At 71.1% G+C, this 26,010-nt stretch carries 23 protein-coding genes and 2 pseudogenes; 10 read left to right on the top strand and 15 right to left on the bottom strand.

Annotated elements, in window-relative coordinates:
* The first annotated feature begins 9 nt into the window (after positions 1–9).
* Positions 10–1,530 (top strand): FUSC family protein, encoded by a 1,521-nt coding sequence (locus PV734_RS01035; RefSeq protein ID WP_319288515.1) that lies wholly within the window; start codon positions 10–12, stop codon positions 1,528–1,530.
* 107 nt (positions 1,531–1,637) lie between these two features.
* On the opposite strand, the gene PV734_RS01040 is transcribed toward PV734_RS01035, so the two are convergent.
* On the bottom strand, positions 1,638–2,558 hold the full coding sequence (locus tag PV734_RS01040) for a hypothetical protein (RefSeq protein ID WP_319091568.1): 921 nt from the start codon (positions 2,556–2,558) through the stop codon (positions 1,638–1,640).
* A 363-nt stretch (positions 2,559–2,921) separates the two neighbouring features.
* On the opposite strand from PV734_RS01040, the gene PV734_RS01045 reads away from it, so the two are divergent.
* Entirely contained in the window at positions 2,922–3,599 is a 678-nt protein-coding gene (locus PV734_RS01045) for a uracil-DNA glycosylase (protein ID WP_319091569.1), read from the top strand.
* A gap of 78 nt (positions 3,600–3,677) precedes the next feature.
* Here PV734_RS01045 and PV734_RS01050 read toward each other — a convergent pair whose 3' ends face one another.
* A complete protein-coding gene (locus PV734_RS01050; protein WP_319288516.1) occupies positions 3,678–4,763 on the bottom strand; it encodes an exo-alpha-sialidase in 1,086 nt (361 codons plus the stop codon).
* A gap of 212 nt (positions 4,764–4,975) precedes the next feature.
* Between PV734_RS01050 and PV734_RS01055 the strand changes: the two genes are divergently transcribed.
* Positions 4,976–5,542 (top strand): hypothetical protein, encoded by a 567-nt coding sequence (locus PV734_RS01055; protein ID WP_319091571.1) that lies wholly within the window; start codon positions 4,976–4,978, stop codon positions 5,540–5,542.
* Positions 5,543–6,035: 493 nt separating this feature from the next.
* Here PV734_RS01055 and PV734_RS01060 read toward each other — a convergent pair whose 3' ends face one another.
* On the bottom strand, positions 6,036–6,842 hold the full coding sequence (locus PV734_RS01060) for a pectate lyase (protein WP_319091572.1): 807 nt from the start codon (positions 6,840–6,842) through the stop codon (positions 6,036–6,038).
* A gap of 50 nt (positions 6,843–6,892) precedes the next feature.
* Positions 6,893–7,873: a pectate lyase gene (locus tag PV734_RS01065; RefSeq protein WP_319091573.1), complete on the bottom strand. Its 981-nt coding sequence runs from the start codon at positions 7,871–7,873 to the stop codon at positions 6,893–6,895.
* Between the two features lie 447 nt (positions 7,874–8,320).
* On the opposite strand from PV734_RS01065, the gene PV734_RS01070 reads away from it, so the two are divergent.
* The 3 genes from PV734_RS01070 (at position 8,321) to PV734_RS01080 (ending at position 13,552) form a co-directional block, all read left to right on the top strand.
* Positions 8,321–9,652, top strand: a complete 1,332-nt coding sequence (locus PV734_RS01070) for a PHB depolymerase family esterase (RefSeq protein WP_319091574.1) — start codon at positions 8,321–8,323, stop codon at positions 9,650–9,652.
* 173 nt (positions 9,653–9,825) lie between these two features.
* Entirely contained in the window at positions 9,826–11,118 is a 1,293-nt protein-coding gene (locus tag PV734_RS01075) for an SGNH/GDSL hydrolase family protein (RefSeq protein ID WP_319092010.1), read from the top strand.
* A gap of 43 nt (positions 11,119–11,161) precedes the next feature.
* Positions 11,162–13,552 (top strand): SpoIIE family protein phosphatase, encoded by a 2,391-nt coding sequence (locus PV734_RS01080; RefSeq protein ID WP_319288517.1) that lies wholly within the window; start codon positions 11,162–11,164, stop codon positions 13,550–13,552.
* A 55-nt stretch (positions 13,553–13,607) separates the two neighbouring features.
* Here PV734_RS01080 and PV734_RS01085 read toward each other — a convergent pair.
* A pseudogene (locus PV734_RS01085) lies at positions 13,608–13,829 on the bottom strand (tRNA-dihydrouridine synthase); the annotation flags it as partial.
* 10 nt (positions 13,830–13,839) lie between these two features.
* Between PV734_RS01085 and PV734_RS01090 the strand changes: the two are divergent.
* Positions 13,840–14,009, top strand: a pseudogene (locus PV734_RS01090) (transcriptional regulator); the annotation flags it as partial.
* Here the strand turns inward: PV734_RS01090 and PV734_RS01095 are convergent.
* Together PV734_RS01095 and PV734_RS01100 are read right to left on the bottom strand one after the other, a co-directional pair.
* A complete protein-coding gene (locus tag PV734_RS01095) occupies positions 13,938–15,341 on the bottom strand; it encodes a nucleobase:cation symporter-2 family protein (protein ID WP_319288518.1) in 1,404 nt (467 codons plus the stop codon). The pseudogene PV734_RS01090 and the gene PV734_RS01095 overlap by 72 nt on opposite strands.
* A gap of 96 nt (positions 15,342–15,437) precedes the next feature.
* Complete coding sequence (locus tag PV734_RS01100) at positions 15,438–16,814, bottom strand: FAD-dependent oxidoreductase (RefSeq protein WP_319288519.1); 1,377 nt, start codon at positions 16,812–16,814, stop codon at positions 15,438–15,440.
* A gap of 204 nt (positions 16,815–17,018) precedes the next feature.
* Here PV734_RS01100 and PV734_RS01105 point away from each other — a divergent pair, with 204 nt between their 5' ends.
* Positions 17,019–17,492, top strand: a complete 474-nt coding sequence (locus PV734_RS01105; RefSeq protein ID WP_319091578.1) for a DUF6214 family protein — start codon at positions 17,019–17,021, stop codon at positions 17,490–17,492.
* Positions 17,493–17,536: 44 nt separating this feature from the next.
* On the opposite strand, the gene PV734_RS01110 is transcribed toward PV734_RS01105, so the two are convergent.
* Complete coding sequence (locus tag PV734_RS01110; protein ID WP_319091579.1) at positions 17,537–18,193, bottom strand: DUF305 domain-containing protein; 657 nt, start codon at positions 18,191–18,193, stop codon at positions 17,537–17,539.
* Between the two features lie 192 nt (positions 18,194–18,385).
* Here PV734_RS01110 and PV734_RS01115 point away from each other — a divergent pair, with 192 nt between their 5' ends.
* A complete protein-coding gene (locus PV734_RS01115) occupies positions 18,386–19,888 on the top strand; it encodes a hypothetical protein (RefSeq protein ID WP_319288520.1) in 1,503 nt (500 codons plus the stop codon).
* Positions 19,889–20,150: 262 nt separating this feature from the next.
* On the opposite strand, the gene PV734_RS01120 is transcribed toward PV734_RS01115, so the two are convergent.
* The 6 genes from PV734_RS01120 to PV734_RS01145 form a co-directional block, all read right to left on the bottom strand.
* Entirely contained in the window at positions 20,151–20,840 is a 690-nt protein-coding gene (locus tag PV734_RS01120; protein ID WP_319288521.1) for an HAD family hydrolase, read from the bottom strand.
* Between the two features lie 181 nt (positions 20,841–21,021).
* A complete protein-coding gene (locus PV734_RS01125) occupies positions 21,022–21,375 on the bottom strand; it encodes a twin-arginine translocation signal domain-containing protein (RefSeq protein ID WP_319091582.1) in 354 nt (117 codons plus the stop codon).
* A gap of 132 nt (positions 21,376–21,507) precedes the next feature.
* Positions 21,508–22,194 (bottom strand): phosphatase PAP2 family protein, encoded by a 687-nt coding sequence (locus PV734_RS01130; RefSeq protein ID WP_319091583.1) that lies wholly within the window; start codon positions 22,192–22,194, stop codon positions 21,508–21,510.
* A gap of 57 nt (positions 22,195–22,251) precedes the next feature.
* Positions 22,252–23,187: a M56 family metallopeptidase gene (locus tag PV734_RS01135; protein WP_319288522.1), complete on the bottom strand. Its 936-nt coding sequence runs from the start codon at positions 23,185–23,187 to the stop codon at positions 22,252–22,254.
* Between the two features lie 79 nt (positions 23,188–23,266).
* Positions 23,267–23,827: a DUF5134 domain-containing protein gene (locus PV734_RS01140; RefSeq protein ID WP_319288523.1), complete on the bottom strand. Its 561-nt coding sequence runs from the start codon at positions 23,825–23,827 to the stop codon at positions 23,267–23,269.
* Between the two features lie 217 nt (positions 23,828–24,044).
* On the bottom strand, positions 24,045–24,437 hold the full coding sequence (locus PV734_RS01145; RefSeq protein WP_319091586.1) for a VOC family protein: 393 nt from the start codon (positions 24,435–24,437) through the stop codon (positions 24,045–24,047).
* A 106-nt stretch (positions 24,438–24,543) separates the two neighbouring features.
* On the opposite strand from PV734_RS01145, the gene PV734_RS01150 reads away from it, so the two are divergent.
* Positions 24,544–25,083 carry a GNAT family N-acetyltransferase gene (locus tag PV734_RS01150; RefSeq protein WP_319091587.1) on the top strand — a complete coding sequence of 180 codons (540 nt, stop codon included), beginning with the start codon at positions 24,544–24,546 and terminating at the stop codon, positions 25,081–25,083.
* Between the two features lie 15 nt (positions 25,084–25,098).
* Here PV734_RS01150 and PV734_RS01155 read toward each other — a convergent pair whose 3' ends face one another.
* The gene (locus PV734_RS01155) at positions 25,099–25,782 is read right to left on the bottom strand and encodes a glycerophosphodiester phosphodiesterase (protein ID WP_319091588.1); all 684 of its coding nucleotides are present in this window, start codon (positions 25,780–25,782) and stop codon (positions 25,099–25,101) included.
* Positions 25,783–26,010 lie beyond the last annotated feature (228 nt).

Here is a 26,010-nt window from a genome sequence, read left to right on the forward strand (position 1 = left end):
GGGGCAGCAGTGCTGAAGAGGGTGTTCATGGCGCCGGACCCGGGCCGTGCCCGGTTGCGTTTCGCCGCACGGGCCGTGCTCGGTGTCGGTCTGGCCGTCATCGTCTGCGGCCTCGCCGGGTACTCGCTCACCGGGGCCGTGACCGGCGGACTCGCCGCGATGCTCGCCCTGTTCACGGTCACCGACGCCACGGTGCGCGGGCAGGCGGTCACCACCGCGCTGCTGCCCGCCGTCGGCCTCCCGGTCCTCGCCGCCGCGGCCGGACTCCACGACCACCCGGTCGCCCGTGGCCTCGCCCTCCTCGCGGTCGTCGGCGCCGGCGTGTATTCGCGCCGGTGGGGCCCGCGCGGCCACAGCCTGGGCATCTTCGCGTTCATGACCTTCTTCGTCGCCCAGTTCCTGCACGCGGTACCGGCACAACTGCCCGAGCTGTACGGCGCTGTCGCCCTGTCCCTGCTCACCGCCTCGGCGGTGCGCTTCGGACTGTGGTGCTACGAGCGCCGCACGCCCCCGCCGCCGGCTCCCCGCGCCCCCGCCGGCGAACGCGGCCTGGCCCGCGCCACCACCCGTCAGGCCGTCCAGGCGACGGTCGCCGCGGGCTTCGCGCTGGTCATGGGCCAGCTGGTGTCCGGGGACCGTTGGTACTGGGCCGTCGGCGCCACCTGGTGGATCTTCGTGAACACCACCTCGCGCGGCGAGACGCTGGTCCGCGGCTTCCGCCGTGTCCTCGGGACGGTTCTCGGCATCGCGCTCGGCCTCGCTGTCGCTGTTCCGGTAGCGGGCGCCACCTTCCCCACGGCCGTACTGGCCGCCCTGTGTGTGTTCGGGATCTTCTACTCGGCCGCCGTGTCGTACACGTGGATGATGCTCTCGGTCACGCTGCTCGCCGAACTCATGTACGGCCTTCTGGGCGTCCTCGACCCCGCCCTGCTCGGCGTACGGCTCGCGGAGACCGGTGTCGGCGCGCTGGGCGCCCTGCTGGCCGTGGTCCTCGTGCTGCCGATCACCACACACGCCACCACCGACGCATGGATCCAGCGAGCCCTGCGCTGCGTCCACGCCTGTACCGCCGAGGCCACGGCCCGGCTCGCCGGTTCGCCGGGCGGTGGCCTCGGCGGTGCGGATCCCGACCCGGGCCCTCGCGTGGCGGAACTGGAACTGCTGCTGGGGCGTGTCCGGCTGTCCGTCGCGCCGCTCGTGCATCCGCTCAACCCGGCGCGCGCCCGCAAGCGCCGCGCGCTTCGGGTGCTGGCGCTCCTCGACGACTGTGCCCGGGAGATCCGTGGCCTGGTCGCCGTGGCCGCGGACCGGGAGGCCGCCCACGACGTCCGGCTCGTCGCCGCCTGTACGCGGGTGGAGACCGCGGTGGAGGCGCTTGTGGAGGGCCGGGCCGACTCCATGGTGGCCCCCGCCGACCGCGTCCACACCAGGGAGCCCGCCCTCGCCCATCTGCACGCCCTGGAACGGACCCTGGCCGAGCTGGCCGATCCGCTGCGCGGCCCGTCGGGTTCGCCACTCGTCGGTGCCTGAGGTCCACTCGTCCGGACACGCCGAGGGCCCGCTCCCTGAGAGGAGCGGGCCCTTCGGCGTACCAGATGTTCCGGTCGTCGGACCGCGTCGTACGGGGTGCTGCCGGGTCAGCGGACCGGGGCGCCCTGGGGCTGCTGCGGGGCGATGCCCAGGGCTGTCGTGTACTTGGCCAGCGCCAGCTTGCCGATCGCCGGGTAGGGGCCGAGCGCGTCGGAGGAGGCACAGCCCGCCTCCGCGGCCGCGGCCTCCAGCAGACCGGCGTCGATCTCCGGGCCGATCAGATACGGGGCGAGCGCGAGGTTCTGCGAACCCGAGGCCCGCAGCTGCTCGGCGATGGCCGCGATCGAGCCGTCCTGGTCGAGGGCCGCGGCCATGACCGGTACGGCGAGGCGCGCGGCGAGCAGCATGCCCGTGATCCCGGCGGCCTGCACGGCCTCCTCGCCACCCACAGAGGCCAGGATGATGCCGTCCGCGGCCGTCGCCACGGTGAACAGACGGGCCCGGTCGGCGCGCGCGAGGCCCGCCTCGGACAGCCGTACGTGCAGTCCCTCGGCGAGCAGCGGGTGCGGGCCGAGGACGTCGGTCAGGTCGGCCGCGATACGGCTCTCCATGACGGCCTGACGGACCTGCCGCAGCAGTGCGTTGTCCGGACCGGCGAGCAGCGGCACGACGACGGCCACGGGCCCCTCGGGCTGCTTGACGTCCGCGCCGGCGGCGAGGGCCTGCTCATAGCGGGCCGTGCGCTCCTGCGCGGTGTGCGTGAGCACCGACTGGAGCGTGGGGAACTCCGCGTCGTCACCGTCGAGGTATCCGATGCGGGCGTCGAGGCCGGGGAGCTCGGAGCGGGCGATGCTCACGACCTCCTCGGCGAGGCTCCGGGTGGCGGCGCTGGGCATGCCCGGCACCGCGAGGACGAGCGCGGGCGCCCCCTCGGGAGCCGCCAGCGGCTCGGGGCGGCGGTGCCGGCCCGGCTGGCGGGGGCGCGGCATTCGTACTGGCAGGCCGGCGGGCCCAGTGGGGGAGCTCATGGCGCCGCATGTTACTGGCTTATTGGGCTCCCTTGTTCGGGGAGGGGGCAGGTGAGCGGTATCCGTCCCCTTTTGTCTGATGAGTTACGGGCGGATCAGAAGTGATCAGTACGTGACATCTCTCCATAGGGGGAAGAAGCCGGGCATATCGACCCCATGTGTCTGCGCTGGTCAACCGCGCGCGAACGGCGGGGTCCGACGGGACTCGGCGAATTGGGCGGACTTGCACCCGGTGCGGCGAAGAGCCGTCGCCTGTCCGGCAATCGGGCATCGGGTTCATATGCCGGTCATTCAGCGGTGTCGGTGTGCGAGGGCTTCCCTGGCTGTGCGAGGCCTCGGTGTGTGCCAGTAGGGTGACGGATCGTGGCACCACGACCCTTGCATGAACTTGTCGAAGCGGGCTGGGCGAAGGCTCTTGACCCCGCCGCCGAACGCATCGCCGCGATGGGGGACTTCCTCCGGGCCGAGATAGCGGCCGGCCGGACGTACCTGCCGGCCGGGGCGAATGTCCTGCGGGCCTTCCAGCAGCCGTTCGACGACGTCCGCGTCCTGATCGTCGGTCAGGATCCCTACCCCACGCCGGGGATGGCGATCGGACTGAGTTTCGCGGTGGCGCCCGAGGTGCGTTCGTTGCCGGGCAGCCTGGAGAACATCTTCCGGGAGCTGCACACGGACCTGGGGCTGTCCAGACCGTCCAACGGTGATCTGACGCCGTGGACGAAGCAGGGTGTGCTGTTGCTGAACAGGGCGCTCACCACGGCACCGCGCAGTCCCGCGGCGCACCGGGGCAAGGGGTGGGAAGAAGTCACCGAACAGGCGATCCGGGCGCTGGTGTCGCGTGGCAAGCCGCTGGTGTCCGTCCTCTGGGGGCGTGACGCGCGCAATCTGCGGCCGCTGCTGGGCGATCTTCCGGCGATCGAGTCCGCCCACCCGTCTCCGATGTCGGCGGACCGCGGGTTCTTCGGCTCGCGCCCGTTCAGCAGGGCCAACGACCTGCTCGTCAAGCAGGGCGCCCAACCGGTGGACTGGCAACTGCCGTAGGCCACAGTCGTCGCCGTGGTCTCCCAGGACCGCGGCGATGCCGTGACAGCCGGGCACCCTCCCCCTGCGACCGGATCCTCAGTCGATCACCGCGGCCCTGACACACAGGACGTCCGGCAGATGGGACGCCAACTGCTGCCAGCTGTCGCCGTCGTCCGCCGACGCGTACACCTCGCCGTTGCGGTTGCCGAAGTAGACGCCCGCCGGGTCCGCGTCGTCCGTACACAGGGCGTCGCGCAGCACCGTGCCGTAGTGGTCCCCCTGGGGCAGACCCGCCGACAGGGGCTCCCAGCTCTTGCCGGCGTCCGCAGTGCGGAAGATCCGGCAACGGCGGTCGGCGGGGACACGGTCCGCGTCCGCGTTGATGGGGAAGACGTACGCCGTGTCGCCGCGGTGCGGATGGGCCGCCACCGCGAAACCGAACGTCGAGGGGAGACCGGCGCCGATGTCGGTCCAGTGCCCGCCCGCGTCGTCGCTCCGGTAGACACCCCAGTGGTTCTGGAGGTAGAGCCGGTCGGGGTTGGCCGAGTCCTTCGCGACCTTGTGCACGCACTGGCCGAACTCCGGGTTCGGATCCGGCAGGAAGACCGCGGAGACACCGGAGTTGGACGGGGCCCAGCTCGCGCCGGCGTCCGACGTGCGGAACACGCCTGCCGTCGAGACGGCGACCGTCACCGCGCGCGGGTCTCGGCGGTCGGTGACGATCGTGTGCAGGCCCTCACCGCCGCCGCCCGGTACCCACCGGGAGCGGGTGGGATGCTCCCACAGCGGCCGGACCAGCTCGAAGGACTCACCGCGGTCCTCCGAGCGGTACAGCGCCGCCGGTTCGGTGCCCGCGTACACCACGTCCGCTTCCGCCGTCGACGGGTGGAGCTGCCAGACGCGCTCCAGTGAGGCGCCTGTGTCCTTGGGGAACCTGACGGCCGGCCGCGCGGGCTCCGTCCACGTCCGGCCCAGGTCGTCGGAGTGGAAGACCGACGGTCCCCAGTGGGCGCTGTCGCCGCCGACGAGCAGTCTCGGGTTTTCTCGCCGGGTGTCGATCGCGACCGAGTACACGGCCTGCGCGTTGAAAGAAGGGCTGTCGTCGAACTCCCACGTGCCCCCGCGCCGGTGCCCGATGAACAGGCCTTTGCGCGTGCCGACCGTGAGCAGTACCTCGGTCATGCCGATCACCTCCGGGACGTCTTTGTCCAGTCATCGGCCAGTCTGCACCCCACCACTGACAGTCACCTCTGGAAACGGTGTCGTCGCAGGTCAAAGCGGTTTGTCGGCGAGATGTGACGGAGACTTCGAGCCTGTCGTGAGCAGCGGCGGGCCGTCGCGCGTATGGGAGGACGGCAGGGCATGTCCGTGTGCGCGTGAGGAGGATGCCTTCGATGGCGGCATTCCGTGGTCCGAGGGTGTGGCTGTGGCGTTGGCGGCGCAATCCGCTGAGGCGTCGCGTGGATGCCGTGGAGGGATGGGCCGTACTGGCCACCTGGGCACTCATCGTGCTCACCGGAGTCTTCGTCGGCCTGTTGTCGGCCCACTCCGTCGAACAGGGGCTGGCGAGAGAGCGCGTCGAGTGGCGCGCCGTGACGGCACTGGTGGTGGAGGACGCGCCCGGCACCGTGGGCAGCGAGAAGGTGTGGGCGAAGGTTCGCTGGAGCACCTCCGACGGCACCCGGCACACGGGTCAGGCCCGGGTCGACTCGGGCAGCACCGCGGGCAGCCCGGCGACGGTCTGGACGGACCCGCAGGGCCGGCTGGTGACAAAGCCCGCCACCGAGTCCGAGGCCCAGCTCAGAGCCGTGCTGATCGGCGCCCTGGCGGGCGCGAGCGGGGGGACCGTGCCCTACGTCGGCTGGCGGCTCCTGCGCGGCCGTCTGCAGCGCCGGCGGATGGAGGAGTGGGACGAGGCGTGGGAGCGGTTCGACCCGATGTGGGGCCGCAACACGCGCTGAGAAGGGCCGGGGGAGCGGAGGCGTAGGCGTTCGGCCGCCTCTCGCCGCGTCCCTCGCCACGGCGCGCGCCCCGAGGTGTGGTGCCCGGCGGTGCCGCTCCCGGTCGGCCCGCCGACCACCGTGACGTGGCGCTCGGTGGGCTCGTCGGCGGCACGACGCGGACCGTCTCCGTCCGGCAACCGCCGTGCGGGTGTGCGAAGGAGGCCGGGCCCATCGGTCAGGCGAGCGGAACGCTGTCGTCACACTTCGCCGAATGCCGAATGAGCTCCGGCAGGACGGCCGACCCGCGCGCGGGTTCGTGGCCGTGGGCCGACACGTGGTCGACCTTGCCCTCGGCGCCGCCCCGGACCGCCGTACGGGCCCCGTCCGAGCGGCGGACGCCCCGGTGCCGAGCGCGAGCGGCAACGCGGAAAGCGGCGCACCGAGCCGGGATGACGGCGGCTGTACGAGGCGGGTGCCGTCCGCCTCGTACAGCCGCCGGTGGGGGGATGGATCAGCGGTACGTGATGTCGCCGGTCGCGTACTTGCAGTACGTGCCGTCGGGGTTGGAGCCGTTCGTGGTCGGCTCCTTGCCGGTGTTGTTGCCGATGTACTTCTGGCAGGGGACGATCTTCTTGCTGGAGTCCCCGACGATCGTGATGCCCCTCAGGGTGGCGCTGTCGCCGTAGTTGGTGTTGATGCCGGCGAGCTTGCCTCCCTTCCAGGTCGCCTCGATGTTGGTGAGGTTGATGGTCCGCTTGTACTGCGTGGAGCAGTTGCCGCAGGACCGCACGAAGGTGCCGAAGTTCTTCGCCGCGAAGTTGGAGATGTTGAGCGTCCCGGCGCCGTTGAACTGGAACACCTTGTCGCTGGCTTCCTTGGCGCCGCCGCCGGAGACCGTGTAGACGTTCGACGAGGAGCTGCCCCGGAAGGTCGCGGCGTCCTCGCCGACGTCCTCCCACCACACGTTCTGCAACGTGCAGCTGCCCTTGCAGTGGATGCCGTCGGCAGCCGGGCTGCCGATGATGACGTTCTTGAGTACGGCGCCCGCCGCCAGTTCGAGGATCGGTCCCTGGTCCTCGTCCTGACCACCGGTGCCGAGGTCACCGGTGCCGTACAGGCGCTTCATCCCGTAGTCCTTGGTGCCGGAGACCGCGATGGTCGCCGAGACGCCCTGGCTGCCGTTGGCGGTCGGCCAGGTCGCGGCGCTCGCCGGGGAGAGCGCTCCACTAGTCATGATCATGCCAAGCGAGAGGCTGAGAGTGGCCAGGGTGCCGGTCAGCGCGCGCCCGCGCGCGCGTGGACGTACTGCGGAAGTCATGTCCCGATGCCTTCTTCCGGTCGGTCGTGCTGTGGGGAGTGGGGGGTCGTTCAGAGCTTTCCGGCGCCCGCGCCGGACGTCACCGAGGCGACGACGGTCGAGGCCGGCTCTGCCGTGTAGCTGTACGGAGGGGTGGTGAACGTGCCGACCCGCGAGACCTCCGTGGCGGCTCCGCCGAGGTCGTTGCCACGCAGGTTGGCGTATCCGTCGATGTCGCTGCTGCGGCTGGTGGTCACCGCGACCGGCGTCGAACGGAAGACGTTGTTCTCGACGAGCATCTGGGCGCCCATCCGCGAGTGCACGGCGGTCTCGGCACCCTGGACGTAGTTGTCGTAGAAGTGGCCGGTGCCGAACCGTAGGCTGGGGATGCGCGAGTACACGTTGTTGAAGTGATTGTGGTGGTACGTCACCTTCAGATGGCCGGTGTCCTCGGACGCGTTGTTGTCGCTGTGGCCGACGAGCGAGCCCTTGAAGTGGTCCTTGAAGGTGTTCCAGGACACCGTCACGTTGTCGGAGCCGTGGTTGATGTCCAGCAGACCGTCGTAGTAGTCCTTGTCGTGAGCGCGGTCCGCGGAGAAGGAGTTGTGGTCGATCCACACCTTCGTGGACTTCTGGACGGTCACGCCGTCGGACGGTGCGAGCGGCTTGCTGATGTTGAGATTGCGGACGACGACGTTCGTCTCCTCCTTGATCCTGAGGCCGCCCCCGGTGAAACCGGAGGATGAACCGACGCCCAGGACCGTGGTGTTGGAGCCGAGGTCGACCTGACCGCTCAGCGTGATCAGACCGCTCACCCGCACGACCTTCGCCGCGTTGCCCGTGACGGCCGTCCTGAAGGCGGCCAGCGTCGTCACGGTGACCGGGGTGGCGCTGCCGCCGCCGGTCGTTCCCGCGCCGAATCCGATGGGTGCGTTCTCGGCGGCACCGGCCGTCTGGGGGACGGCCAGCACGGTGGCGGCCGCGAGAGCGGTGGCCGCGGCAGCCACCGCCACAGATCTTTGCGTTTGTGTACGTGGGGGGTGTGTACGCATGCGGGTGCGTCCCTTCGGGAGGGCTGGCTGACCGAGGGGGTGATCAGCTATGTGAATGAAATTCACCATGTTGTTCACACGGGGCGCGCCGCCCGTGCGGGCGATGGAGTGGCGACGGAAGGATCGAAGCAGTGGGGGCACTGGCGCCTTAGGGAGTGCACATCCCTGAGTGCGTGTGCTTCGGGCCGTCTCGTCGAATGGGGATCGACTTCGATGGGTCACATCGATGAACGGAAGGTAGGGGGTAAGCGCTTTCTGGTCAACGCTTTGCGCGCAATGCGTTTCCCTCGGACCCGCACCTGCTGGTCGGCGAATGTTTTCGATGTGTGGGAGCGCTTCCATGGGGGCCATGCCCATGTCACGATGCGGGCGGGCAGCCCCGCGGAGCGGGACTTCGACTTCCGCCACGCGTTACCCCACGAGCCGTGATCAGGAAGGGACAAGGACGTGTCCACCACTGTCGGCACCATCGCGAGACGACCGCTGCGCTCGGCACTCGTCGCGCTTCTCGCAGGCCTGCTGCCGTTACTCGCGGCAACATTTCTCACCGCGCCCGCTGCGGCGGCCCGCACGGAGCCGGCGGCGGCCCCCGCCGCGGCGGCCGCCGCGCTCACCGAGGTGACGAACTTCGGGACCAACCCGAGCAACCTGCAGATGTACGTGTACGTGCCGGACGGCGTCACCGCGCGGCCGGCGGTCCTGGTGGCCGTGCACTGGTGCACCGGTTCCGGTCCCGTGTTCTACTCCAACACCGAGTACGCCTCGCTGGCCGACCGCTACGGCTTCATCGTGATCTACCCGTCGGTCACCCGCAGCAGCAAGTGCTTCGACGTCTCGTCGCCGCAGGCGCTCACCCGGGGCGGCGGCAGCGACCCGGTGGGCATCAGGTCCATGGTCGACTGGGTCACCCGGACCTACAACGCCGACACCAGCAGGGTCTTCGCCACCGGGGTCTCCTCCGGCGCGATGATGACCAACGTCCTGCTCGGCGACTACCCGGACGTCTTCGCCGGCGGTTCCGCCTTCGCGGGCGTACCGTTCGGCTGCTTCGCCACCACCAACGGCTCGGAGTGGAACAGCGAGTGCGCCCAGGGGACAGTGACCCACACCCCGCAGGAGTGGGGCAACCTGGTGCGCAACGCCTACCCCGGCTACACCGGCGCCCGCCCGCGCATGCAGCTCTGGCACGGCACCGAGGACGACACCCTGCGCTACCCCAACTTCGGGGAGGAGATCAAGCAGTGGACCAATGTGCAGGGGCTCACCCAGACGCCGTCCGCGACCGACTCGCCCCAGTCCGGCTGGACCCGCACCCGTTACGGCGCCACCGGTGACAAAGCACCCGTCGAGGCGATCAGCCTCCAGGGTGTCGGCCACAACCTGATCACCACCGGCATGGCCGCCCGCGTGATCACCTTCTTCGGCCTGGACAGCGGCGGCACCGTGCCGCCGCCCCCGGCTGGCGCCTGCAAGGTGGCGGTCACGACCAACGCCTGGAACACCGGGCTGACCGCGTCCGTGACCATCACCAACAACACCACGACGGCCGTGAACGGCTGGAAACTGGGCTTCACCCTGCCCTCCGGCCAGAGCATCACCTCCGGGTGGAGCGCCACCTTCGCCCCCTCCTCCGGCACGGTGACCGCCACCAATGTCACCTACAACGCGGCCATCGCGCCCGGTGCGAGTGTCGGCTTCGGCTACCAGGCGAGCCACACGGGCAACAGTGCCGCGCCGTCCGGATTCACGCTCAACGGAACGGCCTGCACGGCCGGTTGAGCCCCCCCTGTGCCGGGTGCGTGCCACGAGCGCGCACCCGGTCACCTCCAGCTCCGCACGATCCGAAGAAACCCGTCAGGACAACAGAGGAAGGCACCCGGCCAGTGAAGTCGCCCCGCCGCGCGCAGTCGCCCCGGCCCCAGTGGCCGTCCACCGGAGCAGCACTCGCCCACCTGGTCGCCGCCTGCGTGTTCGTGCTGGCCGTCGCCGTGGCGTCCTCTGCCGTAGTGGCCCTGGTCGCGAGCCCTCAGCCGACGGTCGCCGACCCGGCCAGGTCCGCCCCGCGCTGGGTCAACACCTGGACGTCGATGCCACAGCTCACCGAGCCCGGCAACATGCCCCCCGCGCCCTTCACCGGGGAGCGCGCCGTCCTCGTCGACACCACCCTGCGCCAGACCGTGCGGGTCTCCACCGGCGGCGAGCGCATCCGGCTGCGCTTCTCCAACGCCTTCGGCACCACCCCGCTGCCCCTGACCGCAGTGACGGTCGCTCTCCCCCTGGAAGGCCGGGCCGGAGTCAGCGCCGTCGAACCCGGCACCCTGCGCCAGGTGACGTTCGCCGGACGCCGGACCACCACCGTCCCCGCCGGTGCACAGGTCGTCTCCGACCCGCTGGACTTCGGGCTGCGTCCTGCGGCCAACCTGACCGTGACGACGTACCTCGCCGGTGGTCAGACCTCGCTCGCGCTCACCTCGCACCCGGGCTCGCGCACCACCTCGTACCTGCGCTCCGGCGACGGGACGGGCGAGCAGGATCTGCCCGGGGCCACCCCGGTCAACCACTGGTACCTGCTCAGCGACGTCGAGGTGCTCTCCGGGCCGGGCGCGCGTGCCGTCGCCGTGCTGGGAGACTCGCTGTCCGACGGCCGGGGCTCCACGACCAACGGCAACAACCGCTGGCCCGACCAGCTCCTGGACCGGCTCAGGGGCCTTCCGGGCGGCAACCGGATCGCCGTGCTCAACCAGGCCGCGGGCGGCAACCGGGTCCTCAACGACGGCCTCGGACCCAACGCCCTCGCCCGGCTCGACCGGGACGTCCTGGCACACAGCGGGGTCTCCTGGCTGATCGTCTTCGAGGGCGTCAACGACATCGGCACCGCCGAGGCCACCCCGGCAGCCCAGCAGCGCGTCACCGACGACCTCATCGCCGCCTACCGGCAGATCGTCGTCCGCGCACACGCCCAGGGCATCCGCGTCTACGGAGCCACACTCACGCCCTTCCGCGGCAACACGCCGTACGACGATCCGGCCGGCGTGCGCGAGACGACCCGTCAGGCCGTGAACGCCTGGATCCGCACCGGTGGCGCCTTCGACGCCGTGGTCGACTTCGACCGGGCGGTCCGCGATCCGGCCGATCCGGGCCGGCTGCGCGCCGACCTGCACGACGGGGACTGGCTGCATCTCAACCCCGAGGGGTACCGCACGCTCGCCGCCGCCGTTCCCACGCGATGGTTCGGGAAGAGCTGATCCCGGGTTGAGCTCGGCCACCAATGCCCTCATTCTTGGGCATATGGTGAATGGGCCGCGCGAGAAACAGCGGGTGGTCCCGGCCGCCGACGCGCTGGCGGTGATCGACGCCCGGGGCACTGTGACGGGCTGGACCGAGGGTGCCCGCAGGCTCACCGGACACACCGCCCCCGAGGTCACCGGCCGCCCGGCGGCGGACCTGGTGACCGGCGACCCACGCGCGGCCTGGCGGGAACTGCGCACCTCCGGCGCCGCCGTCGTGGGCGTACGGCACCGCGACGGGCGGAGTGTGGAGCTGGCGCTGCGGCTGTGTCCCGTCGTGGGGCGGCGGCGGGAGTACGTCGTCACGGTGACGCCCGACGATGCGGGGCGTGTCCTCAGCGAACTCGCGTTCCGGCAGGCATCCATGTCGATGTCCGTCTTCGACACCGAACAGCGGTACCTGCGGATGAACGACGTCGCCTGTGCCGTCATGGGGCAGCCCGAGGCCGCGTTCCTGCACCGGTACTTCCCCGACACCGTCGAGGACGCCGAACACAGCCGGGGCTTCCGGCGCCATCTGGAGATGGTGGCCGAGACGGGTCGGCCGGTCCACTACGAGAGCTGGACCCGCTCGCCCTCGGGGCGGCGCATGCATGCCTGGACCACCGAGATGTGGCCGCTGCGGGATCCGGCCGGCGACCTGCTCGGCGTCGCGCTCGCCGCCTTCGACAGCAGTGAGCAGTACTGGGCCAGACAGCGGCTGGCCATGCTGAACGAGGCCGCCGCGGGCATCGGCACCCGGCTCGACGTCGTACAGACCGCCCGGGAACTCGCCGAACTGGTGGTGCCCCGGCTCGCCGACTTCGCCAGTGTGGACCTGCTGGACTCGGTGCTCCAGGGCGACGAACCGACGGTCGGACAGATGGACGCCGGCGTGGAACTGCGCCGGGTCGCCCACCACTCGCTCACGGCCGGGGTGCCTGAGGCGGCGATCGCGCTCGGCGCGGCGGACGTCTACCCGGCGTACGCGCCACCCGCCCGCGCGCTCGCCACGGGCCTGCCCGTCCTCGCCCGCTCCGGTGACCCGGACCTCGACCGCTGGTTCGGCCGGCACACGGCCCGCTCGGCGAAACTGCGCGACGACGACGGTACGGGCACCCATGACATCGCGCTGATGGCCGTACCGCTGACGGCACGCGGTGCGGCGCTGGGCGTGGCCGTGTTCGTGCGGCTGCTGACCCCCGAGAAGCCCGAAGTGTTCGACGACGACGACGAGTCGCTGGCCCGGGAACTGGTCAGCCGCGCGGCCGTGTGCGTGGACAACGCCCGCCGCTACACCCGCGAGCGCACCACCGCTCTGGCCCTCCAGCGCAGCCTGCTGCCCCAGACGGTGGCCGGCCAGGCGGCCGTCGAGTCCGCCTCCCGCTATCTGCCCGCGCTGTCCCAGGCGGGCGTCGGCGGCGACTGGTTCGACGTGATCCCGCTGTCCGGGACCCGGGTGGCGCTGGTCGTCGGGGACGTCGTCGGCCACGGCCTGCACGCCTCGGTGACCATGGGCAGGCTCCGGACGGCGGTCTGGACACTGGCCGACGTCGATCTGCCGCCCGACGAACTGCTCACCCACCTCGACGACCTGGTGGGCCATCTCGGGACCGACGAGAGCGGAGGGTCGGCCGAGATCGGCGCGACCTGTCTGTACGCGGTCTACGACCCGGTGTCCCGGCGCTGCACGCTCGCCGCCGCCGGGCATCCGCCGCCCGTCGTCCGGTATCCCGACGGCCGGGTCGAGGTGGTGAAGGTGAGCGCCGGTCCCATGCTCGGCGTCGGCGGGCTGCCGTTCGAGGCGACCGAGCTGGAGCTGCCCGAGGGTGCCGTGCTGGCCCTCTACACGGACGGGCTGGTCGAGGCCCGCGATCGTGACCTCGACACCGGAACGGCCGTCCTGTGCGGGGCACTCGCGGCACCGGCCGACAGCCTGGAGGAGATCTGCGACACGGTGCTCGGCGCCCTGCTCCCGGAGACACCGGGCGACGACGTCGCCCTGCTGGTCGCCCGCACCCGTGCCCTGGACGCCGAACAGGTCGCGGTCTGGGACCTGCCCGCCGACCCGGCCGTGGTCGCCGTCGCCCGCAAACACGTCACGGAGCAGCTGACCCGCTGGGGCCTCGACGAGGCGGCCTTCGTCACGGAACTGGTCGTCAGTGAACTGGTCACCAATGCGATCCGCTACGGCGGCGACCCCATCCAGCTCCGGCTGATCCGCGACCGCACCCTCATCTGCGAGGTCTCCGACGCCAGCAGCACCTCGCCGCATCTGCGCCGGGCGCGCACCTTCGACGAGGGCGGACGCGGCCTCCTCCTGGTCGCCCAGCTCACCGACCGCTGGGGAACCCGGCCCACGGGCACGGGCAAGACCATCTGGGCGGAACAGGAACTGCCGCCGGCTCCCTGAGAAACCAGGGGACGCACGGGACCCGGCGTCCAGGCTCCGGTCGGCGGCCCCGGACTCAAACGGACCGGTGGCACTGGTCCGGCACGCGCACGTCGCCGCCCGGTTCACGGACCGCGTGCCGGGCCCGGTCCGGGTCGCGCAGCAGTTCACGCCCGAGCAGCACCGTGTCGGCCTCGCCGTTGGACAGGATCCTCTCGGCCTGCTCGGCGTCGGTGATCATCCCCACGGCGGCGACGGGCAGCGAGGTCTCGGCCCTCACCCGGGCGGCGAAGGGGACGGCGTCGACGTCCACGACCACCTACCACTTCCGGGTGCTGCGCGAGAGTGGAGTGATCCGACAGGCCTACCGGGGCACGGCCAGGATGAACGCCTGCGCCGGGACGACCTAGACGACCTCTTCCCGGGGTTTCTCGACAGCGTGCCGACCGCCGCCGTCCGCCGGGCCGACCGCCTCGGCGGAGTCGCCGCCGAGCGAACCGCCCTTCCCCGCAAGGTGGTTGAAGAGCAGGTTCAGTACGATCGCCGTCAGACAGCCCGCGCTGATCCCACTGTTCATCACCGTCTGGAACCAGTCGGGGAACTTCGCGTAGACCGTCGGCACACCGACGGGCAGCATGCCCACGGCCACCGAGACCGCCACGACCGTCAGATTGTGGTTGTCCTTGAACTCGACCGCGGCGAGCGTGCGCAGCCCGCTCGCGGCGACCGTCCCGAACATCACCAGTCCCGCACCGCCCAGCACCGGTGCCGGTATGGCCGCGACCACCGCGCCGAGCTTGGGCAGCAGACCGAGCAGTACGAGGATGCCGCCCGCGACCGCCACGACCCAGCGGCTGCGCACCCGGGTCATCCCGACGAGGCCCACGTTCTGTGCGTACGCCGTGTAAGGGAAGGTGTTGAAAACGCCGCCCAGGACGGTGGAGAAGCCGTCCGCGCGCAGCCCGTCGGCGAGGGAGCGCGGCTCGACCGTCCGGCCGGTCATCTCGCCGACCGCGATCAGGTCACCGGTCGTCTCGGTCATCGTCACCAGCGCCACCACCAGCATCGAGATGATCGCCGACGCCTCGAAGGTGGGCGCCCCGAAGTGGAACGGCGTACTGACGCCGACCCAGTCGGCGTCCCCGACCCCGTCGAAGTCCGTGAAGCCGAGGGGAACGGCCACGGCCAGCCCCACCACGATGCCGGTCAGTACCGCGATCCTGCTCAGGAACACCGGCGCGAACCGCTGCACACCGAGCACCACGGCCAGCACGAAGGCGGCCAGCGCCAGGTTCTTCGGCTCGCCGAACTCCGCCGAACCCACCCCGCCGGCCGCCCAGTTGCCCGCCACCGGCAGCAGCGACAGCCCGATGACCAGGATGACGGTGCCGGTCACCAGCGGCGGGAAGAAGCGCAGCAGCCGCCCGAAGACCGGCGCCAGCAGCATGATCGCGAGCCCGGCGACGATCACCGAGCCGTAGATGGCGGGGAGCCCGCCGCCCGTCGTGCCGATGAGGACCATCGGCGACACGGCCGCGAAGGTGCACCCCTGCATGATCGGCAGCCGGACGCCGAAGCGCCAGAAGCCCACGCACTGGATGAGCGTAGCGATCCCGCACACCAGCAGGTCCGCGGTGATCAGATACGCCAGGTCGGCGGGTGACAGCTTCATCGCACCGCCGACGATCAGGGGCACCGCCACGGCCCCCGCGTACATCGCGAGTACGTGCTGCAGACCGAAGGCGGCGAGCTGTCGCACGGGTGGGACCTCGTCGACGGGATGTACGGGTGGGGGAGAGGCGGTGGCCATGGGCACTCCAGGGGCGGCGGGCGAGCGGGCGTCCGGTCTCGACGAGACCGTAAGGGGCTTGAACAGTTTGTTGATTGCTGCCCTGTTGCCGGTGTGTCACGCCCCGGGCAGGGCTGTGACGCCCGGGGCGCCTTCCGCCCTTGCCGCCGCCATGAGCGACTCCCAGTCGGGCAGCTTCACGGTGCTCCGCCCCAGCGTGGCGCCCAGTTCCGCCTCGGCCCGTTCGATGGCCTGCCAGCCCGTCCACTCGACCGGCCGGAACCCCGCCGCGTGCAGTGCGGTCAGTGGGTCCTCGGTCCTCTCCTGTCGTACGAGCACGGTGGAGTCCGCCAGCAGGGAGGTCGCCGTCTCCTTGGCGCAGGGGCGGTTGGTGCCGATGACGCCGGTCGGGCCGCGCTTGATCCAGCCGGCCACGTACTCGCCCACCGAGGGGCGCCCGTCGCGCAGGACCCGGCCCGCGAGATGGGGCACGGTGCCGAGGGCCTCGTCGAACGGCAGCCCGTCGAGGGCGACCCCGCGATAGCCGACCGAGCGGAGCACGAGCTGTGCCTCGATGTCCTCGTACTGCCCTGTCCCGGTCACGCCGCCGTTCCCGTCCGGCGCCGTCCGCTCGAAACGCACCGCCCCGACCCGGCCCCCGGCGGCGAGCAACTCGACCGGGCGACGGAAGAAACGCAGCCGGATGCGCCGGGCGCCGGCCACGGCGGGCAGGGCGGACCAGGCGCGAAGCGCCTCCACGTTCCGGCGCTGAACGGCGGGCAGGGCGGACGGGTCGGCGTACCCCGGATCGAGCATCAACTCGGCTTCGTCCACGACGACTCCCGTGTCCGGGAGTGATCCCAGCTCGCGCAGCTCCTTGGTCGTGAAGCGGGCCTGTGAGGGGCCGCGCCGGCCGACCATGTGGATGTCGGTCACCCTGCTGGAGGCCAGCGCGGTGAGCGCCGCCTGCGGCATGTCGGTGGGGCTCAGCTCGGCCGGGCCGCGCGCCAGCATCCGGGCCACGTCCACCGCCACGTTCCCGACACCGATGACCACCGCGGACCGCGCCCCCCGGACGAACCCGTCGCCGACGGCGTCCGGATGGGCGCTGTACCAGGACACGAACTGTGTGGCCGACCAGCTGCCCGGCAGTTCCTCACCGGGAATCCCCAGATGGCGGTCGGTGGCGGCGCCCACGCAGTACACCACCGCGTGGTACAGCTCCCGCAGCCGGGCGACGGGCAGTTCCCCGGGCCCGCGGCCGATCCGGACCCCGCCCAGGAAACGCACCCGCTCGTGCTCCAGGACCGCGCGCAGATTGTGCTGGAGCGACTTGATCTTCTCGTGGTCCGGCGCCACGCCGTACCGCACCAGCCCGTAGGGCGCCGGCAGCCGGTCGAGGACGTCGACCCGCACCTCCGGATCCTGCTGGACCAGGCTCTGCGCGGTGTAGACCCCACTCGGACCCGAACCCACGACGGCGACACGCAACACGGCGGAACCCCTCACTGCGGGACGCTGCGGAACTCCCTGTTGCTGACACCTCCAGGATCGCACCCCCGGAGCTGCGCTGACAGGGTGCCGGGCGAGACGGGCGCGCGTGTCCGTTCGTAGTGAATGTGATGATGCGGTTACGTTCCGTATGTGCTAGAAGCATCCTTTCTTAATCTTTCCGGTCGCTGCCCGACGGAGGGCGCGGTGTCGGTGCGGCCCGCCTGGGAAGTGCGGGAACACGAGGGCTCGGCGGCGACGGCATGGTTCGACGTCCGGCTCGCCTTCGCCGACGGCGCCCAGGTCGACCTGCTCGCCGTGGTCCGTGAGGCGGGCGTCTCCATCGAGGACGTACGGGCGCAGCCGGCGCTGTCCCTGGACGATCTGGCGGGGCTCGCCGACTGGATCGAGGGGCCGCTCTTCGACGCGTGCGGAGACGGGCCGGCGGACGCCGCGCAGAGCGAGTTCTGTCCGCGACCGCGTCGCGCCCGACAGGCCTGGCCGCGGGGTGTCGAGGGGCGATGGCTGATCGCCGAGGAGTACCGCGCGGCCCAGGAAGAGGGCGCCGACCCCGTTCTCGCCGTGATGTGCGCCACCGGATACAGCCGTCGCCGATCCCTCAGACTGATCTCACAGGCCCGCGACGCCGGGTTCCTCTCACCCCGTCATGCCCGGCGCTGAGCGAGGGCCTTCGAGGGAGACCCGGTCGGCTCGACGGCTCGCGGCTACATTCCGCGCATCCTGTTGATCTCGGCCGTCTGCTGGGCGATCACGTCGTCCGCCATCTCCTCGACCCGCACGTTGTTGCCCTGTGCCTTCACCTCGGTGGCCATGGTGACGGCCCCCTCGTGATGCGTGATCATCAACGTCAGGAACAGCTCGTCGAATGCCTTCCCCCTGGCCGCGCGCAGCTTGGCGAGCTGCGTGGTGGTCGCCATGCCGGGCATCGCCTCGTGGGTGTGCCCGGTGGGCCTGTCATCGCTGCCGTTGTCCTCCAACCAGCCCTGCATGGCGGCGATTTCGGGCCCCTGGGCGGCGGCGATGCGTTCGGCCAGCAGCTTCACCGGTGTCGACTGCGCACGTTTCGGCACGAGTTCGGTGATCTCGATCGCCTGTGCGTGATGCTCGATCATCCTGCGGGCGTACGAGATGTCCGCCGAGTTGGGTGAGTCGTCCGGCAGTTGTGCCTTGGCCTCCTCCGGGGAGAGCGTTCTGGCCGCCTCGCCGGGCAGGCCGGGCGCGATCACCGAAGGCCCGGTCGCCTTGGCGGCCCTGGCGTTCGCGTCGGGCGACGGGGTCGAGTCGCAGGCCCCGAGCGCGAGGGTGAGCGCGAGTACGGGCAGGGCCGGGCGAAACGTACGGGACGCACGGCGGACGGGCACAACAGCCTCCTGGGTCAGGTGAGTTGGGGGACACCTCGTGAGTGCTGTGTCCGTCCTAGCACGCTTCCATTCGCCGGTGATCAGAAACTTTCATGACGAATGCGTTGCCTACTGTTGATCGGTGCATGATGAAGACGATACTTCGGAGCACCGTGAACCGTTCTGATCCGAACGGCTACCAGGGAGGACGCAGTGACCCTGTTGAACGATTCCCGAACGCGGCACAGACGTCTGGGAGTTGCCGCCGTCGCGGCCGGACTCCTGGCCGCGCTGCTGACCGCCGGCCCCGCCGCCGCGACCCCCGACCCGGGGGACGGCCCGACGGTGCCGGAGAAGATCTCCAAGAACGTGCAGACCCAGGTCAAGGAAGCCCTGGCCGCGGGTGAGATACCCGGAGTGGACGAGATCGTCCACTCCGACAACATCACGCACCTCACGAACGTCCCCAAGGACGCGCTGCCCGGCACCAACTCGGACCTCGCCTTCCAGGGGAAGTACGCCTTCTCCGGGAACTACGACGGCTTCCGTGTGTTCGACATCAGCGACCCGAAGGCCCCGAAGACGGTCGCCCAGGTGCTGTGCCCCGGCGGCCAGAACGACATCTCCGTCTCCGGGAACCTGCTCTTCCTGTCCACCGACTCCTCGCGCAGCGACAGCAGTTGCAACAGCGTCTCGCAGCCCGCGACCGAGAAGTCGTCGTGGGAGGGCATGAAGATCTTCGACATCACGGACAAGGCGAACCCGAAGTACGTCGCCGCCGTGGAGACCGCCTGCGGCTCGCACACCAACACCCTGGTGCCCGAGCGCAAGAACGTCTACATCTACGTCTCCTCGTACTCGCCGAGCGCCGCCTTCCCCGACTGCCAGCCCCCGCACGACGGCATCTCGATCATCAAGGTGCCGCGAAAAGCCCCCGAGAAGGCGGCGGTTGTCGGCTTCCCGGTGCTGTTCCCCGGTGAGGGCCCCGACGGCGGCGGCAACCCCGGCTCGCCCACCAACCCGGGCGTCTCCAAGACCACCGGCTGCCACGACATCACCGTGCTGCCCTCCAAGGACCTCGCGGCGGGCGCCTGCATGGGCGACGGCATCCTGTTCTCCATCAAGGATCCCGAGCACCCGAAGGTCATCGACCGGGTCCAGGACAACGTCAACTTCGCGTTCTGGCACTCGGCGACCTTCAACCAGAAGGCCAACAAGGTCGTCTTCACCGACGAGTTGGGCGGCGGAGGCGCGGCCACCTGCAACGAGCAGATCGGGCCGAACCGTGGGGCCGACGGCATCTACGACATCGTTGGCAAGGGCGACAAGCGCAAGCTCGTCTTCAAGAGCTACTTCAAGATCCCCCGCTACCAGGCGGACACCGAGGTCTGCGTGGCGCACAACGGCTCGCTGATCCCGGTCAAGGGCAAGGACATCATGGTCCAGGCCTGGTACCAGGGCGGTGTCTCCGTCTGGGACTTCACCAACTCCGCGAAGCCCAAGGAGATCGCCTACTTCGACCGCGGCCCGGTGACCACCGACCGCGTCACCACCGCCGGCCCGTGGTCGGCGTACTACTACAACGGCTACATCTACTCGAACGACATCGCCAAGGGCTTCGACGTCCTGAAGCTCGACGACCGGCGCACGGATCCGGCCAAGAAGGTCCGGGTGCGCGAGCTGAACGTCCAGACGCAGCCGGACTACTTCGACTGACCGTCCGGACGAGCCCTTGACGCGCGTCCCGCTGGGCATCCGAGTGCCCGGCGGGACGCCCGTGTCCGGGGAAACGCCCCCGTGATTCCTCATTGACCGAGAAGCCGCGTGGGGACATGCTGTTACCTCTGCGTTGACATTTTGTCAGCCGACGATGCCGACGCGGCCGGAGCGACCCCTCGCGGGTGGTTCCGGGCGGCCGTCTGTCTGGGGTGACGCGGGGGATCACCTCAGACCGGCGTGCCTCACTCGGAGCGTGGTCTCAGCAGATCAGGTCCAGTACCGGTCGCAGCCCGTCCGGCCGCCGCGACACCGGCAGATGGTCCACGAAGTGCACCGCGCAGCCAAGGGCGGCCGCGCCCCCGTCGGCGTGCCGGTCGTCACCGACCATGAGCACGTCTGCCGGGGCGGCGCCGAGCGCGTCGCAGGCCATCTTGAACAGGCGCGGGTCCGGCTTCTGGATGCCGTGCTCGTACGACAGGACGTACGCGTCGACATACGGGTCCAGCCCGTGCGCCCGGAACACGGGCCGCAGGTCCCAGCCGATGTTGCTCACCACCCCGACGGAGATCCCTCGCTCCCGCAGCGAACCCAGTACCTCTGCGGCGTCGGCGTACGGGGCCCACGCGGCCGGAGTCATGTGCCGCTCGTACAGCGCGTCGTACAACGCCGCGTCGGGCAAAGGCACTTGCCGGGCGAGCCCGGTGTACGCGGCCCGGTGCAGCTCGGCGCTCCGGTCGCGGATCCCCCACACGGCCGCGAGTTCCGCCGGCAACCGCTCCGGGGACGCCCCGCCCGGCAGCGCGCCCGCGGACTCCAGCGCCCGGGCGGACCTGCCGAACTCGGGCTCCGGCAGGGCGAGTCTGTGGTCGGCGAGTACGGCGTGCAGCCAGGAGTCGGTGGACTCGATACGGAAGAGGGTCCCGGAGAAGTCGAACAGCACGGCAGCCATGCGCCGGACCCTATCGGCCGAGCTGTTCGAGGTGCTGGTGGAGACGCCCGACGTGCTGCTCGCACTCCACGACGCGGCCCGAACCGTCGGGCGTGGGCGGGACGCGCGGGAAGGCGGGCCGACGATCACGGCCCACCCTCACGCTCGCGGTTCCACGCCCTCCCGCGGGCACGCCCTCCCGTCAGTTCAGCGGAGCGGGCACCGGGGTGCCGTAGAACGTCATGGGCGGCCAGCCACGCGACTCGAGGTAGGCGTTGAGCGCGTCCGCGATGTCGATGGGGTCGATCTGGTTCGGGCGGGCGGCGCCGGTCGTGGAGCAGTTCACCTTGAACGAGATGCCGATGTGCCCGTCGGGCTCGCTGTACTCGGCGTTGCGGATGTTGGAGTCGCCGCTGAACTCGGTGTTGGTCGGGAACTCGGGCATGGCGGTGGGGTCGTCCTCCGCCGCCTCTGCCTGTGTCGCCGTTCCCAGGGCCGCGCCCGCCGCGGCCGTCCCCGAGTAACCCAGCAGCGAACGTCTCGAAATACTGGACAAGTTGATCCCCGTTTCGACTGCGCTCGATGGCTCGGACGGGTGTCTCCCGCCGCCGCTGTCGATCGTATGTACGGTTCCGGGGTGATCGGGGCTGAATGGGACGGTCCGCAAGTGGAGGCGCGAACCGCGAGGTCAGGGACGCTCGGGGGCCGGCTCGAACCGCTCGTGCGCCAGCACGGCCAGTGACACCACGAGCGCGCCGAGGAGCCATCCGCCGAGCACGTCGGAGGGCCAGTGGACGCCGAGCCAGATCCGGGTCAGGCCGGCACCGAGAACCGAGATCACCGACCCGGTGACGGCCGTACGCCACACGACTCGTCCGGCGCCGTACCGGTGCAGCAGCCACAGCAGCAGGCCGCACACCACCGTGGCGGTCATGGCGTGCCCGGAGGGGAAGGCCGCGTAGTGCGCGGAGTCGACGGGGTCCGGCCACACGGGGCGGGCGCGGCCGACCGCCGCCTTCAGTGCCTGCTGGAGCACCGTGCCCAGCGCGCAGACGACCGCCAGCCACAGCGCGAGCCCCCACGCGGAGTGCCGCCACACCAGCCAGACCGCGACGGCCGCGCACAGCAGGCGCATCGTCAACGGGTCCCACACCCAGTCCGTCAGGATCCGGAACGCGTGCGTGAGCCCTGGTTCGTCGACCGCCCAGCGGTGGGTGGCCCGCGCGATGTCGCCGTCGAGGGTGATCAGCGGATGCCAGTCCGCCGCGACCAGGGTCAGCAGCAGCGCGGAGGCGAGGGCCAGGGCGACGGAGGCGTGGACGGCCCGATGCCGGACCGGACGCTGGAGCCGGGGGACGAGGTGGGGGGTGCGCATGAGTCGATCCTCGCCGAAGCGCCGGGCGGGAGGCCAACCGAGGTGTACGTCGGCGCGCTATCCGAGGGCCCGCAACCCCGGTGCGAACGCCACCAGGACCGGGATCACCGGCACGAGGGCCGCCGCCGCCGTCAGCCGGAGCCGACGGCCCGGCGTCAGCCGGTCCGGTGCGGTCAGCAACCGGTGGACGCGCAGCGGGACATGGGCCTGAGGGGTCGGGGACGGGCCGAACACGCCCCGGTCCTCGTTGAGTTCGACCAGGGCGAGGGCGGTCGTCAGCCGGCCGAAGCGGCGGGAGGCCATGTCGTCGGCGGCGAGTTCCACCAGTCGGTGCATCTCGTCCCGGAACGAGGCGAAGACCGGCACCTGCGGAAACCCGTTGGCCAGCGCGCCCGAACAGTGCAGCAGCCAGTCGTGACGGGCCCGGGCGTGCCCCTGCTCGTGGGCGAGCACCGCGTCCAGTTGACGCCCTCGCAGGCGGCGCAGGGCGCCCGTGGTGACGACGAGCCCGGGGGCGGAGCCGGTCAGCCACCAGGCGTCGGCGCGCTCACCCTCCAGGACCACCAGCCGGTCGGGCCCGGGCTCCTCACCGGGCAACAGCGGTGCGCGGACGAGGAGTTCGGCACTTCGCAGCCTGCGCCGACCGCGCGCCCGTACGACTTCGCGGACGAGCATCGCCGCGGTCCACAGCCCGCCGCAGGCGAGTGCAACGGCCGTCGTCGCGGCCCATGGACGGGAGGCGCCCAGGACGTACGCCTCCACGACAGCGTGCGGTGCGGGGGCGAAGACATGGCCGCGCACGGCCTGCCAGGCCGCCGCCGCGCTGAGCGTCATCGACAGCGCGCAGCACATCAGCACGGCCGCCACCACGCACTGCCACACCCACAGGGCGACCACCGGTTCGCGGTCCGGCCACTCGGCACGGGCGAGCAGCCGCGGGGCGACGACGGCGGTCAGCGCGCCGAGCAGCAACAGTGCCGCGGGGACCATCATGGACGCAGCCTATGAGCGGGGCGGCGCTCAGACCTACGGTCTCTGGCGGCAAAGTGACGCAGACCACGGTTTCGTACAGTCAGAGCGTGATCAGCATGGCGACCGTCGCTATTCCCATGGAGAGCCTGCAGGCACGCGCCAGTTCGGGCCGGTCGCCCCAGCCGGGCGAGCCCGTCCGGACCCCGCCGTCGACGGCCAGCACCGGTACGGACACCAGCCGGACGCCGGCCAGCAGCACATAGCCGGTGAAGTAGACGAGCAGCGACGCCGTCAGCAGGGGGACCCCGGAGCCACCGGACCCGTGGTGGTGGCCCGGGGCGCCGGCCATCACGGCCGCCATGTAGGCCATGGCGAACGCGCCCACCAGATGGTGCAGATGGTGCCGCCCGGTGCGGGCCGCCCAAAGGGCGCGCAACGCCGCCGTACCGAACACGGCCGTGTACACCAGCCAGGCCCAGCGCGGGGGCGCGAGTACGGCGCCGGGCACGGCCATCGCGGCCATGCCGAAGCCCATCAGCGCCTCGCCGCCCGCGGCCCGGCGCTGCTCCTCGACCCTGCTGCGCATGCGCAGCAGGCAGTACGCGCCGGTCGCCGCGCACAACGCGACCAGCAGCCACCCGGGCGAAGCCGGACCGTGCACACGCACCCTCCCCCTGGGACCTCCGAGACCGTCGCTGAAGGGATGCCCGCTCGGGGAGGTGCGCAGACGAGCGCAAGGGTGTAAGCGGGGGAGCGCGGGCCGGAGCACGGCAGGTCAGGGAGCCGGACACCGACGTCCGCGGCGACGGGTGTACGACGTACGGCCGGCCGGCGGCCCACCGGTCGAACTCATGGGCGGCGAGGGCCTGTCGAAGGCCTCAGATGCCGGGCCGGTACCGCAGTGGATGGTCCGCCGGCACCTCCACCAGCACGATCCGCGTACCGTCCGGATCCGCGATCCACATCTCGACGAGCCCCCACGGCTCCTTCACCGGCGGCCTGAGGATCTCGACGCCCCGGGACACCAGCTCGTCGTGCGCGGCCGACATGTCCGCCACCTGCAACCACAGCCGTACGGACGGCGACGGGGGCTCGTCGGCCCGCCCCGAAAGCTCCAGGAACCCTCCGCCGAGGAAGTAGACGGTGCCCCGTTCCGGTCCGGTCCCGAACTCGCGGTGGACGGCGAGGCCCAGTCGCTCGCCGTAGAAGACCCGGGACCGCTCAGGGTCGAGGGGACGCAGAAGGGTCCGGCTGCTCAGTACATGCACCATGCGACCCGAGCCTAGTGGGGGTGTCGGCGAGCGGAGTTAGGCTGGGCGGCGCTCGCGCCACGGCGGGAGCGACCTGACCCGAGCCGAGATCCGGAGTACCGCCGCCATGGACACCCCCGCCCCCGGACCCACCTTCCGCGACGCCACCGAGTCCGACGTGGACGCCCTGGTCGCGCTGATCGAGTCGGCGTACCGGGGAGACGCCAGCCGTGCGGGCTGGACCACCGAGGCGGACATCCTGGAAGGGCAGCGGACCGACCCGGAGGGCGTGCGGGGCGTCATCAAGTCGGCCGACAGCCGGCTGCTCATCGTCGAAACGGACGGCCGGGTGGTCGCCTGCTGCCAGCTCGAACACCGCGGGGACCACGCCTACTTCGGCATGTTCGCGGTCAGCCCGGCCCTCCAGGGTGCGGGTCTCGGCAAGGTGATCATCGCCGAGGCCGAGCGGTCGGCGCGCGAGGCCTGGGATGCGCGTGAGATGCACATGACCGTGATCTCCGTACGGAACGACCTGATCGCCTGGTACGAGCGGCGCGGCTACCGCCGTACGGGAGAGATGAGCCCCTTCCCGTACGGCGACGAGCGCTTCGGCATTCCGCAGCGCGCCGACCTGCAGTTCGAGCTGTTGGTCAAGGAACTGGGGTGAACCCGGGCACGTCCGCTACGCGGTGAAGCGGCCCGTGCGTTTGATCTGCGGGTAGTCGGTGGTCGCGCCGTCCAGTTGGAGGGCGCGTACGAGGCGCAGCTGGTCCTGGGTGTTGACCACCCAGCCGATGATCCGGAGGTCCGCCTTTCTCGCCCGCTCGACGATCTCCAGGGTGAGGCGGCGGATGTCGAGGCACACGGTCGAGGCGCCGGAGCGGGTGGCGCGGTCCACGACGTCGGTGCCGTAGCGGCCGGCGATGAGCGCCGTGCGCACCCCGGGCACCAACCGGGTGATCTCGGCGATCGTGTCCTCGTGGAACGAGGACACCTCGACCCGGGCGGTCAGATCGCGGCGCTCCAGCACCTCGGCCAGCGCCCGCGCCGCCGCCGTGTCCTTGATCTCGGCCTGGAGCGGTGCGCCGACGGCGTCGAGCACCTCTTCGAAGACCGGGACGCGCTCGTCGCGGCCCGCGTCCAGGGCGCGCAGTTCGGCGAGGGTCATCTCGGCGACGGGCCCCGTGCCGTCCGTCGTGCGGTCGACGTCGGCGTCGTGCATGACGACGAGGGCGCCGTCCTTGCTGAGGCGCAGATCGAGTTCGATCATGTCGAGGCCGGCCTGCTCGGCGGCGACGAACGACCGGAGGGTGTTCTCGGGCTCGACGCCCATGATTCCGCGGTGCCCGATGGTCAGGAAGTTCAAGGTCAGCTCGCTTCCGTCGGCGGCTCGGCTGCCGCAGCCTAACCGCCCGGCCCGGCATTGAACCCTTACGGACGCGCCGGAACCGCTGGCCGGAAGTGACTGATCCGCAGAGGGTGTGAAGCGGCCGCCGCCGGGTAGGGAAGTCATCGTTGTCCGGGTTACAGGCAGGAAAAAATGCGGTGACCATGGAGGTGCGCAGGATAATCTCTCCTGTCTCGCCTTGTGGTC

The organism is Streptomyces sp. AK08-02, assembly GCF_033795085.1.
GTDB classification, from domain to species: Bacteria; Actinomycetota; Actinomycetes; order Streptomycetales; family Streptomycetaceae; genus Streptomyces; species Streptomyces echiniscabiei.